General features: G+C 52.5%; 9 protein-coding genes. 7 read left to right on the forward strand and 2 right to left on the reverse strand.

All coding sequences use genetic code 11. The annotated features are described in order from the left end of the window. Window positions 1-165 precede the first annotated feature (165 nt). The 6 genes from prpB (at window position 166) to ACO0LK_RS26155 (ending at window position 8,780) form a co-directional block, all read left to right on the forward strand. A complete protein-coding gene (prpB, locus tag ACO0LK_RS26130) occupies window positions 166-1,056 on the forward strand; it encodes a methylisocitrate lyase (RefSeq protein ID WP_422980358.1) in 891 nt (296 codons plus the stop codon). A 96-nt stretch (window positions 1,057-1,152) separates the two neighbouring features. Further along, entirely contained in the window at window positions 1,153-2,301 is a 1,149-nt protein-coding gene (gene prpC, locus ACO0LK_RS26135) for a bifunctional 2-methylcitrate synthase/citrate synthase (protein WP_422980360.1), read from the forward strand. Between the two features lie 31 nt (window positions 2,302-2,332). Beyond that, window positions 2,333-2,806 (forward strand): GNAT family N-acetyltransferase, encoded by a 474-nt coding sequence (locus tag ACO0LK_RS26140; RefSeq protein WP_422980362.1) that lies wholly within the window; start codon window positions 2,333-2,335, stop codon window positions 2,804-2,806. A 55-nt stretch (window positions 2,807-2,861) separates the two neighbouring features. Continuing rightward, entirely contained in the window at window positions 2,862-5,456 is a 2,595-nt protein-coding gene (gene acnD / locus ACO0LK_RS26145; protein ID WP_422980364.1) for a Fe/S-dependent 2-methylisocitrate dehydratase AcnD, read from the forward strand. A 95-nt stretch (window positions 5,457-5,551) separates the two neighbouring features. Further along, on the forward strand, window positions 5,552-6,745 hold the full coding sequence (gene prpF / locus ACO0LK_RS26150) for a 2-methylaconitate cis-trans isomerase PrpF (RefSeq protein WP_422980366.1): 1,194 nt from the start codon (window positions 5,552-5,554) through the stop codon (window positions 6,743-6,745). A gap of 145 nt (window positions 6,746-6,890) precedes the next feature. After that, window positions 6,891-8,780: a propionate--CoA ligase gene (locus ACO0LK_RS26155; RefSeq protein ID WP_422980368.1), complete on the forward strand. Its 1,890-nt coding sequence runs from the start codon at window positions 6,891-6,893 to the stop codon at window positions 8,778-8,780. Window positions 8,781-8,874: 94 nt separating this feature from the next. On the opposite strand, the gene ACO0LK_RS26160 is transcribed toward ACO0LK_RS26155, so the two are convergent. Further along, entirely contained in the window at window positions 8,875-9,759 is an 885-nt protein-coding gene (locus ACO0LK_RS26160; protein WP_422980370.1) for an HDOD domain-containing protein, read from the reverse strand. A 195-nt stretch (window positions 9,760-9,954) separates the two neighbouring features. Next, a complete protein-coding gene (locus ACO0LK_RS26165) occupies window positions 9,955-11,829 on the reverse strand; it encodes a DUF885 domain-containing protein (RefSeq protein ID WP_422980372.1) in 1,875 nt (624 codons plus the stop codon). 471 nt (window positions 11,830-12,300) lie between these two features. On the opposite strand from ACO0LK_RS26165, the gene ACO0LK_RS26170 reads away from it, so the two are divergent. Further along, window positions 12,301-13,401, forward strand: a complete 1,101-nt coding sequence (locus tag ACO0LK_RS26170; RefSeq protein WP_422980374.1) for a hypothetical protein — start codon at window positions 12,301-12,303, stop codon at window positions 13,399-13,401. Window positions 13,402-13,565: the final 164 nt, after the last annotated feature.

A 13,565-nucleotide genomic window follows, 5' to 3' on the forward strand; every position in this document is an offset into this window, starting at 1 on the left:
TATGCACTTTATTTTCTGTTTGCCTCAAGGCCTGTTTCACGATTTTTTTGGATAAGTAGTTGATTTTTATGTGTTTCAGTTGCCTTGGTCGTGTTTGTTACCAAAGGTGGCATGCCGCTTGCAATGCGCTTGCCAGAATCTGTTCATTAACCTGAAAGCATACACATGAGTACATACTCCGCAGGTGCCGCCTTCCGCAAGGCGATGCAGGAAGAATCCCCACTGCAAGTCGTAGGTGCAATCAATGCCAACCATGCCTTGCTGGCAAAACGTGCCGGTTTCAAGGCAATTTATCTGTCCGGTGGCGGCGTTGCTGCCGGTTCTCTGGGTTTGCCTGATCTGGGTATCTCTAACCTTGACGATGTACTGACCGATGTGCGCCGCATCACCGATGTCTGTGACCTGCCTTTGCTGGTCGATGTCGATACCGGCTTTGGCGCTTCTGCCTTTAACGTGGCACGTACCGTCAAATCCATGATCAAGTTTGGCGCTGCTGCCATGCATATTGAAGACCAGGTGGGTGCCAAGCGTTGCGGCCATCGTCCGGGCAAAGAGATAGTCAGCAAGCAGGAAATGGTAGACCGCGTGAAAGCGGCAGTCGATGCACGTACCGATGACAACTTCGTCATCATGGCACGCACCGATGCCTTGGCCGTCGAAGGTCTGGAAGCGGCAATTGAACGTGCCCTGGCATGTGTGGAGGCAGGTGCCGACATGATCTTCCCGGAAGCGATTACTGAACTGGCGATGTACAAGCAATTTGCCAATGCCGTCAAAGTGCCTATTCTGGCGAATATTACTGAATTTGGTGCGACGCCATTGTTCTCTGTCGAAGAACTGGCCGCCGTGGATGTGGGCCTGGTGTTGTATCCATTGTCCGCTTTCCGCGCCATGAACAAGGCGGCAGAAAACGTCTATGGCGCGATACGTCGTGATGGCACGCAAAAAAATGTCGTCGACACCATGCAAACCCGCATGGAATTGTATGAGCGCATCAATTACCACGATTTTGAACAAAAGCTGGATGCTCTTTTTGCACAGCAAAAGACCCAATAGTACGTAAATAATACGTATATAGCCCGTTCCCTTATTGTGCTGCATCAAGCCAGCCAAGGGGAATAGCACTTCTAATGAAATACTGGAGAAAAAATCATGACTGAAGCAGTTCCTTTCAAACCCAAGAAATCGGTTGCCCTGTCTGGTGTGACAGCAGGTAATACTGCTCTGTGTACCGTAGGCAAAACCGGTAATGACCTGCATTACCGTGGTTACGATATTCTGGACGTGGCGGACGCTTGCGAGTTTGAAGAAATTGCCCATTTGCTGGTGCATGGCAAATTGCCGACGGTCGCAGAATTACGTGCTTATAAAGCCAAATTGAAAGCCTTGCGTGGCTTGCCTGCCAACGTCAAGGCGGCACTGGAATGGTTGCCAGCATCGTCCCATCCTATGGATGTCATGCGTACCGGCGTGTCTGCACTGGGTTGCGTATTACCAGAAAAAGATGATCACAATACCCCCGGCGCACGTGATATTGCCGACCGTCTGATGGCATCGCTGGGCTCCATGCTGCTGTACTGGTACCACTACAGCCACAACGGCAAGCGTATAGAAACTGAAACCGATGATGATTCCATAGGCGGCCATTTCCTGCATCTGCTGCACGGTGAAAAGCCAAGCGCATCGTGGGAAAAAGCCATGCATACTTCATTGATCCTGTATGCAGAACATGAGTTCAATGCATCCACCTTTACTGGTCGAGTCATCGCTGGCACAGGTTCTGACATGTATTCCGCCATCACTGGTGCTATCGGTGCCTTGCGTGGTCCCAAACACGGCGGCGCGAATGAAGTCGCGTTTGAAATCCAGAAGCGTTACGACAATCCGGATGAAGCAGAAGCAGATATCAAGAAACGCGTGGAAAACAAGGAAGTGGTGATCGGTTTCGGTCACCCTGTGTACACCATCTCTGATCCACGCAACAAGGTCATCAAGGAAGTGGCACGCGGCCTGTCCAAAGAAGCCGGCGCAATGAAGATGTTTGATATCGCCGAACGTCTGGAAACAGTAATGTGGGATATCAAGAAGATGTTCCCGAATCTGGACTGGTTCTCTGCCGTGTCTTACCACATGATGGGTGTACCAACTGCCATGTTCACGCCTTTGTTCGTGATTGCGCGTACATCGGGCTGGGCGGCCCACATCATAGAACAGCGTATCGATAACAAGATCATTCGTCCTAGTGCCAATTATGTAGGCCCTGAAGACCTGAAATTTGTTCCTTTGAATAAACGCAAGTAACTAAATAAGCAAGCAAACCAGAGGTTGCTATATGAAAGAGCAGGCAGACCTGTCCAGACTCAGCACAAGACGCGCTGTAAGGCAGGATCTGCCGCGCCTGCTGGAACTCATTGCCGATGATGACCTGGGCAAAAATCGTGAAGGCGTGGGCTCGGAGGACGCATGTTATGCCGAAGCTTTTGAGCGCATAACAGCCGATGACAATCAATTTCTGATGGTGGCTGAGATGGATGGCCGCATCATTGCCATGCAGCAGGTGACTTTCATCCCCGGTCTGAGCAGAAAAGGTGCTACCCGCGCCATGATAGAAAGCGTGCGGGTTGAGGGTTATCTGCGCGGGCAGGGCATAGGGCACTGGTTCATAGAGCAGGCCATACAATTGGCGCGTGAGCGCGGTTGCCAGTTGGTGCAACTGACCAGCGACAAGAAACGCATACAGGCGCACAGATTCTACGGAAGCATGGGCTTCACAGCATCACATGAAGGCTTCAAATTGCAACTCTGAGTTGTTCTATGAAATCTTCTAAATACCGAATACTAATATTTAAAAATAGCGAGCCATGAATACTCAATTCCGCAAGCCACTACCTGGCACTACTCTGGATTATTTTGATACACGTGAAGCAGTAGATGCCATCGTGACAGGCGCGTATGACAAGCTGCCCTACACTTCACGTGTGCTGGCAGAAAACCTGGTGCGCCGCTGCGACCCGGCTACGCTGACTGATTCCCTGCGCCAGTTCATAGAACGCAAGCGTGATCTGGATTTTCCGTGGTTCCCGGCCCGTGTGGTTTGCCATGACATCCTCGGCCAGACTGCGCTGGTCGATCTGGCTGGCTTGCGCGATGCGATTGCCTTGCAGGGCGGTGATCCGGCGTTGGTCAACCCGGTCGTGCCTACCCAACTGGTGGTTGATCATTCGCTGGCGGTTGAATGCGGTGGTTTTGACCCTGATGCGTTTGATAAAAACCGTGCCATTGAAGACAGGCGCAATGAAGATCGCTTTGACTTCATCAACTGGACCAAGAAGGCATTCAAGAATGTGGATGTGATCCCACCTGGCAACGGCATCCTGCACCAGATCAATCTGGAACGCATGTCACCAGTCGTACAGGTCACAGACGGCGTAGCTTATCCAGATACCCTGGTCGGTACCGATAGCCATACGCCTATGGTGGATGCGCTCGGTGTGATCGCGATTGGTGTCGGTGGCCTGGAAGCAGAAAGCGTCATGCTCGGTCGCGCATCCTGGATGCGTTTGCCAGACATCATCGGCGTAGAACTGACAGGCAAGCCACAAGAAGGCATCACTGCAACCGATACGGTATTGGCATTGACAGAATTTTTGCGCAATCAAAAAGTCGTATCGTCTTATCTGGAATTTTATGGCGAAGGTGCATCCCATCTGACTCTGGGTGACCGCGCTACTATTTCCAACATGGCACCTGAATTTGGTTCCACTGCCGCCATGTTCTACATCGATGAGCAAACCATCAAATACCTGAAACTCACAGGTCGTGATGATGAGCTCGTCAAGCTGGTAGAAACCTATGCCAAAGAGACTGGCCTGTGGGCTGATACCTTGAAGAATGCAGAATATGAACGCGTGCTGAAGTTTGATCTGTCTTCTGTTGTCCGCAATATCGCTGGCCCGTCCAACCCGCACAAGCGTGTGCCAACGTCTGAGCTGGCTGCACGCGGCATCAGTGGTACGGTAGAAAATGAGCCTGGTCTTATGCCTGACGGCGCAGTCATCATCGCTGCGATTACCAGCTGCACTAATACCAATAACCCACGCAATATGGTGGCTGCAGGTTTGCTGGCACGCAATGCCAACAGGCTGGGCCTGACTCGCAAACCCTGGGTCAAGAGTTCACTTGCCCCTGGTTCCAAGGCCGTGACCCTGTATCTGGAAGAGGCTAATTTGATGCCTGAGCTGGAACAACTGGGCTTTGGTGTGGTTGCCTATGCCTGCACATCCTGCAATGGCATGTCGGGTGCGCTTGACCCTGTCATCCAGAAAGAAATCATAGACCGTGATTTGTATGCAACGGCTGTGTTGTCGGGCAACCGCAATTTTGATGGACGTATTCACCCGTATGCGCAACAAGCCTTCCTGGCTTCGCCACCGCTGGTCGTCGCGTATGCGATTGCTGGCACGATCCGTTTTGATATCGAGAAAGATGTGCTGGGTCTGGATGCAGCAGGCAAGCCTGTGACCTTGAAAGATATCTGGCCTACGGATGAAGAAATCGATGCCGTGGTGGCTGCCAGCGTCAAGCCTGAGCAATTCCGTAAAGTCTATATCCCCATGTTTGCCAGACAGGCTGATGATGGTGAAAAAGTCAGCCCCCTGTATGACTGGCGTCCACAAACCACCTATATCCGCCGTCCACCATATTGGGAAGGCGCACTGGCAGGGGCGCGCAGCATGAAGGGCATGCGTGCGCTGGCAGTATTGGGTGACAACATCACGACCGACCATCTGTCACCATCGAATGCCATCATGCTCGATAGTGCCGCTGGCGAATACCTGGCCAAGATGGGTTTGCCAGAAGAAGATTTCAATTCTTATGCGACCCACCGTGGTGACCATTTAACGGCACAACGCGCCACCTTTGCCAACCCGACACTAAAGAATGAAATGGTGGTGGTCGATGGCAAGGTCAAGGCAGGTTCACTGGCACGCATAGAACCCGAAGGTCAGATCACCCGCATGTGGGAAGCCATAGAAACCTATATGGAGCGCAAACAGCCTTTGATCGTGATTGCCGGTGCTGATTATGGCCAGGGTTCTTCACGTGACTGGGCCGCCAAGGGCGTGCGCCTGGCTGGCGTAGAAGTGATTGTCGCTGAAGGTTTCGAGCGCATACACCGCACCAACCTGGTCGGCATGGGTGTCTTGCCGCTGGAATTTTTGCCGGGTGTGAATCGTCTGACGCTGAACATCGATGGTACAGAGACCTTTGACGTCATAGGTGATCGCATGCCACGCGCAACCCTGACGCTGATCATCAACCGCAAGAATGGTGAATCAGTGGCAGTGCCTGTGCTGTGCCGCCTGGATACAGCAGAAGAAGTATCGATTTATGAAGCTGGCGGTGTTTTGCAGCGTTTTGCGCAAGACTTCCTGGAGTCTGCCAAGGCTGCGTAAGTTGTGCTGACATTAGTTGTGCTGACATTAGTTGTAAGCGCTACTCATCATTGAGTAGCGCTACCTCTGAATCAAATTTTAAAGAGTTAAAGACAATGGCCCATCTTCCTCAGATCAAAATCCCGGCGACGTATATGCGCGGTGGCACCAGCAAGGGCATGTTTTTTCGCCTACAGGATTTGCCGCAAGCAGCACAGCAGCCAGGTGCAGCACGTGATGCCTTGTTATTGCGTGTAATCGGCAGCCCCGACCCGTATGGCAAACAGATCGATGGCATGGGCGGCGCGACTTCCAGTACCAGCAAAACCGTGATCCTGTCCAAAAGCAGCAAACCGGATCATGATGTTGATTACCTGTTTGGCCAGGTAGCTATAGACAAGGCATTTGTAGACTGGAGCGGCAATTGTGGCAACCTGTCTGCCGCTGTCGGTGCCTTTGCCATCAGTGCCGGGCTGGTCGATGCTGAACGTGTGCCGCAAAACGGCATAGCCACCATCCGTGTCTGGCAGGCGAATATCAGCAAGACCATCATAGCCCATGTGCCGGTGACTGATGGGGCAGTGCAAGAGACGGGTGATTTTGAGCTGGATGGCGTTACCTTTCCGGCAGCAGAAGTACAGCTTGAATTCATGGACCCGGCGGCAGATGAAGAGGGCGCAGGCGGTTCCATGTTCCCGACCGGTAATCTGGTTGATGATCTTGACGTGCCAGGTGTGGGTACGCTTAAAGCGACCATGATCAATGCAGGTATTCCTACGATTTTTGTGAATGCAGAGGCGATCGGCTATACCGGTACCGAATTGCAGGATGCCATCAATGGTGATGCCAAGGCTCTCGCCATGTTTGAGACCATACGTGCGTATGGTGCATTGCGCATGGGGCTGATCAAGGATATCAGCGAAGCCGCACAACGTCAGCACACGCCCAAGGTGGCGTTCGTTGCCAAACCGGCTGGCTATACTTCTTCAAGTGGCAAGCAAGTCCAGGCAACTGATGTGGATTTGCTGGTACGCGCCCTGTCCATGGGCAAGTTGCACCACGCGATGATGGGTACGGCAGCCGTAGCCATCGGCACTGCGGCAGCGATACCGGGTACTCTTGTGAATCTGGCTGCTGGAGGTGGTGCACGTACTGCCGTGCGTTTTGGGCACCCGTCCGGCACCTTGCGGGTAGGGGCTGAGGCGACACAGGTCAACGGCGAATGGAGTGTCACCAAGGCCATCATGAGCCGCAGCGCGCGGGTGTTGATGGAGGGATGGGTACGCATTCCGGCCATAGATATTAGCTGACAGTTTTCTGATTTGAATTGAAGTAGCTTTATGCACGTCAAAGTGCAGGCATGGCCTCGCGCCAGCGCCACTGTCCAAAAATAAAAATAAACGCTCAGCGGTGCGGTACTAGGTGAAAACATTTTGTGATACCGAAGGAGACAGCATGACTTACGCAGCGTTTTATCAGGAATCGATACAAGACCCGCAAAGCTTCTGGGCCAAAGAAGCGCAGTTGATAGATTGGCACAAGCCGTATGAGCAGGTGCTTGACCACAGCAAGCCCCCGTTTGCAAAATGGTTTGTCGGCGGTGAAACCAATCTCTGCTATAACGCGGTGGACCGCTGGCTGAAAACACAGGCAGACAAGCCGGCATTGATCGCCATTTCTACTGAAACCAATACCGAGAAAACCTATAGCTTTGCCGAACTGCACACCGAGGTGCAGCGCATGGCAGCCATCATGCTGAATCTGGGCGTCAAGCAGGGTGACAGGGTGTTGATCTACATGCCCATGATCGCCGAAGCAGCTTTTGCCATGCTGGCCTGTGCCCGCATAGGTGCCGTGCATTCCGTGGTGTTTGGCGGCTTTGCCTCAAAAAGCCTGGGTACGCGGATCGATGATGCCAGGCCTGTGCTGGTGGTATCGGCCGATGCCGGCATGCGTGGTGGCAAGGCTGTGCCTTATAAACCCTTGCTGGATGACGCCATTGCACTGGCTGAACACAAACCCGAGCATGTCTTGCTGGTGAATCGCGGTCTGGATGCCATGCAGTTAGTGGCTGGGCGTGATGTCGATTATGCGACAGCCAGGGCGCAACACATGGATGCGCAGGTAGCTGTGACCTGGCTGGATTCGAATGCCATGTCGTATATCCTGTACACGTCCGGCACTACCGGCAAACCCAAGGGCGTGCAGCGTGATGTCGGTGGTTATGCGGTGGCACTGGCTTCATCGATGAAACAGATCTTCTGTGCCAAGCCGGGAGAAACCTATTTTGCGACATCGGACATAGGCTGGGTGGTAGGGCATTCCTACATCGTGTATGGCCCTTTGATTTCCGGCATGGCTACCATCATGTATGAAGGCACGCCGATACGTCCGGACGCCGGCATCTGGTGGAGCATCGTTGAAAAGTACAAGGTCGCGCGCATGTTCTCGGCACCGACAGCGGTACGTGTCTTGAAGAAGCATCCGTCTGAGCTGATGCGTAAATATGATCTGTCTTCGCTGAAAGCCCTGTACCTTGCTGGCGAACCACTGGATGAAACCACATCCAGCTGGATCGCTACTGAATTGGGTGTGCCCATCATCGACAATTACTGGCAGACTGAAACCGGCTGGCCGATTTTGACTGTGGCACGTGGCGTGGAACAGACTGCGACCCGATTGGGCAGCCCCGGTATTGCCATGTATGGGTATGACGTGCGCATTATCAACGAAAATACCGGGGCCGAATGTGGCGTCAATGAAAAAGGCGTGGTCGCCATCAAGGGGCCTTTGCCACCAGGTTGCATGCAGACCGTGTACGGGGATGATCAGCGCTTTGTACAAACCTACTGGTCCAATTTTGCGCATGAACAATTGTATTCAACCTTTGACTGGGGCATCCGGGATGCGGATGGTTATTACTTCATCCTTGGCCGTACCGATGATGTCATCAATGTTGCCGGACACCGCCTGGGCACACGCGAGATAGAAGAAAGCATTTCCAGCCATCCGCAAATTTCTGAAGTGGCGGTGGTGGGGGTGGAAGACAAACTCAAAGGTCAGGTGGCGGTGGCTTTTGCGATACTCCGGCATCCCGAACTGGCCACCACACCTGAACAAAAGCGTGCACTGGAAGGGGAAGTGATGGGCGTTGTCGACAAACAGCTCGGTGCGGTCGCCCGGCCAGCACGCGTGCATTTTGTCGGCATGCTGCCGAAAACCCGTTCCGGCAAATTATTGCGCCGCTCGATACAGGCGATCTGTGAAGGGCGTGATGCAGGTGATTTAACGACGATAGAAGATCCATCGTCCTTGCAGCAAATTATGGCTGCATTGAAAGCCTGAAAGCCTCAGAGTCTAAAACATAGGTCAACACGCCCTAAAACAAAAAGGGAAGGCGCTACAGCTGCCTTCCCTTTTTCTTGTGATATGGGCTGATTCAGACCAGCAGTGCGGCAGCCAGGGTTTTGACTTCTTCTTCCGATTCCTCAAGGATGCTGTTGAGCGTACCATCACCGACGACGAAATCAATTTCTGATGAATACTGTTCGGATTCTTCAGCGTAGGAATGAATGTCCATGGGGGAATGCGTGGTGGCCAGTTCGTTTGCCAGCAGCAGGGTATCACCCAGGGTCTCTGGCGGCATGGCGCGCAAGCCAAACCACAGGGCTTGCACCGCTTCTACCACGGCCTGTGGCAACTTCAGGCTTTGTATGACGGCAGAACCGATTTGGGTTTCAGACGATTCACGGTCGATGATGGTATCCGAAAAAGACGGCAAATCATCAGGGCTGGAATCCGGGGCAGGCTGATCACGTTCTATCAGTGATGGATATTCATCCACTCGCGACAGCAGGTAAAAATTACCTACCTCATGCACGATACCGGCAAACATGGCAGTGTCCGGGTCAAGCTTGGTAATGCGTCGGGCAATCACCTGGGACAGGGCCGCGACCTGGGCCGTGTGTTCCCACAGCTTGTTGGTCATCATCTGCAATTGCTTGTTCTTGCTGGTACCAGCAAGTTGTCGTACGACTAATGACGCCACGACCGCACGCAGGGTACGGAACCCCAGCCGGTTGATGGCCGCTTTGACATTGGTCACATCGCTGCCTCTGCTGTAGGCGGCAGAATTGGCAATCGCCACCATACGGGCGGCAAGAAAGGGCTCGTTCAGTACCAGCTTGGTGGCCGTATCAATACTGCAATCCGGGTCATCCAGCGTTTGTTGAAGCTTGAGAGAAGCCGCCACATTCGTCGGGAACACCAGTTCTCCGCGTTGCGCTTGTTCGGCTATGCTATTGAGTGCATCGATTTTATTCATCGCAGATGTCTTTTGCACAAATTAAACAACCATGAGTGTGGGCATACTTGCTGCCCGTTCAGTCGGGGGAGGTGCGGCGTCGCATCCGCTTGTGACCTGTCCCCACGTATCATAAAAGAATGAATTATTTCATTTCATTCTGCTTCAGATAGTGTTGCAGGTCAATCAAGCAATGCAAAATAAGTCAAATCTGCATCAATTTGTCTGTTGGCGAGCTATCCATTTATCCACCTTGGCTTCCAACAAGGCCAGCGGCAAGGTGCCATCGCTGAGAATAACGTCATGGAACTGTCGTAAATCAAAGCGCGGGCCGAGCGCAGTGCTGGCTCTCTGGCGCAATTCCATGATTTTCAGCGAACCTATTTTGTAACCTAGCGCCTGACCCGGCCAGGCCATATAACGTTCTGTCGCCTGGCGCGAAGCAGCTTCGCTGTAACCCAGGGTAGCCTGTTGGTAGGCGATAGCCTGTTCACGCGTCCAGCCCTTGGAATGCAGGCCGGTATCCACCACCAGGCGGGTGGCCCGCAGTAGTTCATCGGTCAGGTGACCCAGATAGGCATTCGGATCATTTTCAAATAAGCCCATTTCCCTGCCCAGGGTTTCGGCATACAGCGCCCAGCCTTCGGTATAGGCATTGTTGCCGCCAAATTTGCGAAATTTGGGGATATCCAGTTCTTGTGATCTTGCCAGGTGAAAATGGTGGCCGGGCTGGCCTTCATGCAGATACAGGGTTGTCATGCCCGTCGTGCTGTAGTCGGCCGGATCGTTGATGACCGCCCAGAACACCCCAGGACGGGAACCGTCAAATGCAGGCTGGGTGTAATGGTCAGATGCCGTCTGGCGGCTGATTTCAGGTTCGGCACGAATATCCAGCGGGGCCTTGGGCATCTTGTCAAACAGGGCCGGCAGTTTAGCTTTGACCTTGGTTTCGATCTGGCGATAGCCTTCCAGTACCTCGGCCTCAGTTTTGTACGGGCGATATTGGCGTTGTGTATCTATCCATGCGGGCAAACCAACCGGGTCACCCTTGTAGCCTAGTTTTGGTCCCAGAGCAACAAACTCGCTTTGTATGCGCGCCACTTCTTTCAGACCCAGGGCATGGATTTGTTCCGGAGCCATGTCGGTCGTGGTCTGGTCTTTGACCCAGGCACGGTACCAGGCATCGCCATTGGGCAGGGCGCTCCAGCCACTGCTGCTGCGACTGGCGGCCAGGTAATCGGTAGACAGGAATTGATAGAACTGGCGCAGTGCCGGCAACACCTGGCTGTTTAGTGCGTTACGGTATTCCTGTGTCAATGCCTGTTTTTCAGCCACGGAGAAGTTGGCAGGAAAATTCTTGATAGGAGCGTAATAGGCATGATCGTCGATTTTGTCGTTTGCTGATTGCGTCAGTTGTGCCAGTTGTGCAAATTGCGGCAGGGCAGAGGTAACCAGTGCCTTGGGCAATACGATGCCACGCTGCATGCCCTCACGCATATTGCTGGTGGCCTGCGTCAGCCACAGCGGCAATTGTTGCAGGCGACGCAGGAATATCCGGTATTGTTTGACCGTTTTTAAAGGCTGGGCATTTTGACCGGAGGCAAATTGCGCCAATGTGACCGGCACGCTATCCATTTGATTTAGTGGTAACAACTGATTATCAAACTTGCTCATGTCGAGATTGGCATGGATTTCAAAATTCAGGCAATCATAGGTGACGGCGTCGGCTACGGTCAGTGCGTGTCGATTGATTCTGGAGAGATTGGCAGCGATGTCCTGCCACATGGCGACCTGTTTGGCCTTGACGGCAGGTGCTATGGTCATTGGCAAACGGTCATCAAAGCGGGTGTCGCCATTATAGGACGCCCCTATGGGTTCGAATGCTGCCTGCTTGTTGTAATACTGTTCAGCCAGTGCATTGAGTTGCCTGCTTGCTTCGGCACTGACTTTTGCGCTGACTTTGCCGGCAGGCATGGCTGGTTCAGAACTGACAGTTTGCCCAGGCAAGGCAGCGGCAATCGCCAGCAGGTTGACTGAACTCAGCAAGCCTGCGGAAAGAAGGATGCTGCTCAAGAGGCGCAATCTGGTCATATGAACTTTCCTGGTAAATAAGTTGAATGAAATGAGTTGAATGGATCGAATGGATCGAAAAATAATTCGCAAGCTTAGCAGAACTCAATTCCTCATTTGCATTTTCTTCATTGTCAGAAGCGTAAATCCTGTTTTTGAAATGGTTGCTATCGTGTTGCTCTGCAAAGAGCAAACAGACCCTCTAATGTTCCAAAGGTTCCATGCATGTCGGGAACAAATCCACTTTTCTTTGCATTGTTCTATAAAGCTTTTTCAACTTTGACCGTTAGATCATGTGATCACGCACATTTCGTCTGAATGCTCATCAGACCAGGGTTTGCGTGCCGTTAAAACTGGCATCAGGCATGCACGTCATGCGTGGTCGCGTCCCTGCCTGGGCTGCGATGGTAAGGTATTGGGTTTTGAAAAATGACACAACAACTTGCCGCCGGTTCTCAATATTGATTTTTTAGTGCAAGGCGGGAGCGCATCGTGAAAATTGTTTCTTCTGACATATCCCTGGCATCTAATCATGTTGCCAGCAGTACGCTGGAAACCCAGGAAAAACTGCGTGCCTGGATAGGTGACACGCGCCCCGATTTTGAAGGGCGGAACACCGCTTTGCCGGCAAATTTGCAGAATGCCTCCAGCAGCGTGCAGATTTCTGATGCGGCACGTGCCGCCCAGGCGGCACCGGCAAGTTCGACTGCTGAGGCTGATGCAGTACAAAAGGCCACCGATGAGGCCGACAATGACCCGCGCATACGTTTGATCAGATACATTATCGAACTGATGACCGGCAAGAAAATCAATACCTTAAGCAGTGCCGATGTGCAGTCAGGTACCACGGCAGGCACAGCCTCGCCAGCCGCTGATGCTACGGCAGCACCATCGACAGCACCACCGGCACAACCAGCAGCAAAGGCTGGATGGGGTGTCGAGGTCGATACGCACGAATCCTATACCGAAACCGAGCAGACTTCTTTCAAGGCCAGCGGTAAAATTCTCACTGCCGACAACAAGGAAATCAGTTTCGATCTGTCCTTCGAGCTAAACCGCAGTTATCACGAAGAAAGCGATACCCACATCCGCCTTGGTGATGCCAAAAAAGTGGATCCCCTGGTCATCAATTTTGCCGGTAATTCTGCCCAACTGACATCACAGAAATTTGCCTTTGATCTGAATGGTGACGGCACCAAAGAAAATATTTCCTTTGTCCAGGGTGCGGGCTTTCTGGCGCTGGATAAAAACAATGACGGCAAGATCAATAATGGCACTGAATTATTTGGCCCCGGTACCGGCAATGGCTTCGCTGAGCTGGCGGCCTACGACAGCGACGGCAATCACTGGATAGATGAAAATGATGCGGTCTACCAGAAACTGAAAGTGTGGACCAAGGACGGTGCCGGCCACGACCAGTTGCAGACACTAAAACAGGCGAATGTCGGCGCCCTGTATCTGGGCAATGCCAGCACCCAGTTTTCTCTGAATAATGCGCAAAATCAATCGAATGGACAAATCCGTTCTTCCGGCGTGTGGCTGAGTGAAGATGGCAAGGCGCATAGCTTGCAGCAGGTAGATTTGTCGGTGTGAGTGCTTTGGGCTGTCAGTAAAAAAACAGCTCCGGACATGAACTGAACCCAAAAAGTTGGACACCAACTTTTTGGGTTTTTTCATGACTAAATACGACGAGCAGTTCAAGTTAAAAGTAGTGCAGGATTATCTTGCTCATAAAGCAGGGTATAAAGTGATTGCAC

The organism is Undibacterium sp. Ji49W (assembly GCF_049340205.1).
Taxonomy (GTDB): Bacteria; Pseudomonadota; Gammaproteobacteria; order Burkholderiales; family Burkholderiaceae_D; genus Undibacterium.

Coding starts and splice junctions, on each gene's coding strand:
- ACO0LK_RS26140 (WP_422980362.1), top strand. CDS start 2,333: ATGAAAGAGCAGGCAGACCTGTCCAGACTCAGCACAAGACGCGCTGTA.
- prpC (WP_422980360.1), top strand. CDS start 1,153: ATGACTGAAGCAGTTCCTTTCAAACCCAAGAAATCGGTTGCCCTGTCT.
- prpB (WP_422980358.1), top strand. CDS start 166: ATGAGTACATACTCCGCAGGTGCCGCCTTCCGCAAGGCGATGCAGGAA.
- ACO0LK_RS26165 (WP_422980372.1), bottom strand. CDS start 11,829: ATGACCAGATTGCGCCTCTTGAGCAGCATCCTTCTTTCCGCAGGCTTG.
- prpF (WP_422980366.1), top strand. CDS start 5,552: ATGGCCCATCTTCCTCAGATCAAAATCCCGGCGACGTATATGCGCGGT.
- acnD (WP_422980364.1), top strand. CDS start 2,862: ATGAATACTCAATTCCGCAAGCCACTACCTGGCACTACTCTGGATTAT.
- ACO0LK_RS26155 (WP_422980368.1), top strand. CDS start 6,891: ATGACTTACGCAGCGTTTTATCAGGAATCGATACAAGACCCGCAAAGC.
- ACO0LK_RS26160 (WP_422980370.1), bottom strand. CDS start 9,759: ATGAATAAAATCGATGCACTCAATAGCATAGCCGAACAAGCGCAACGC.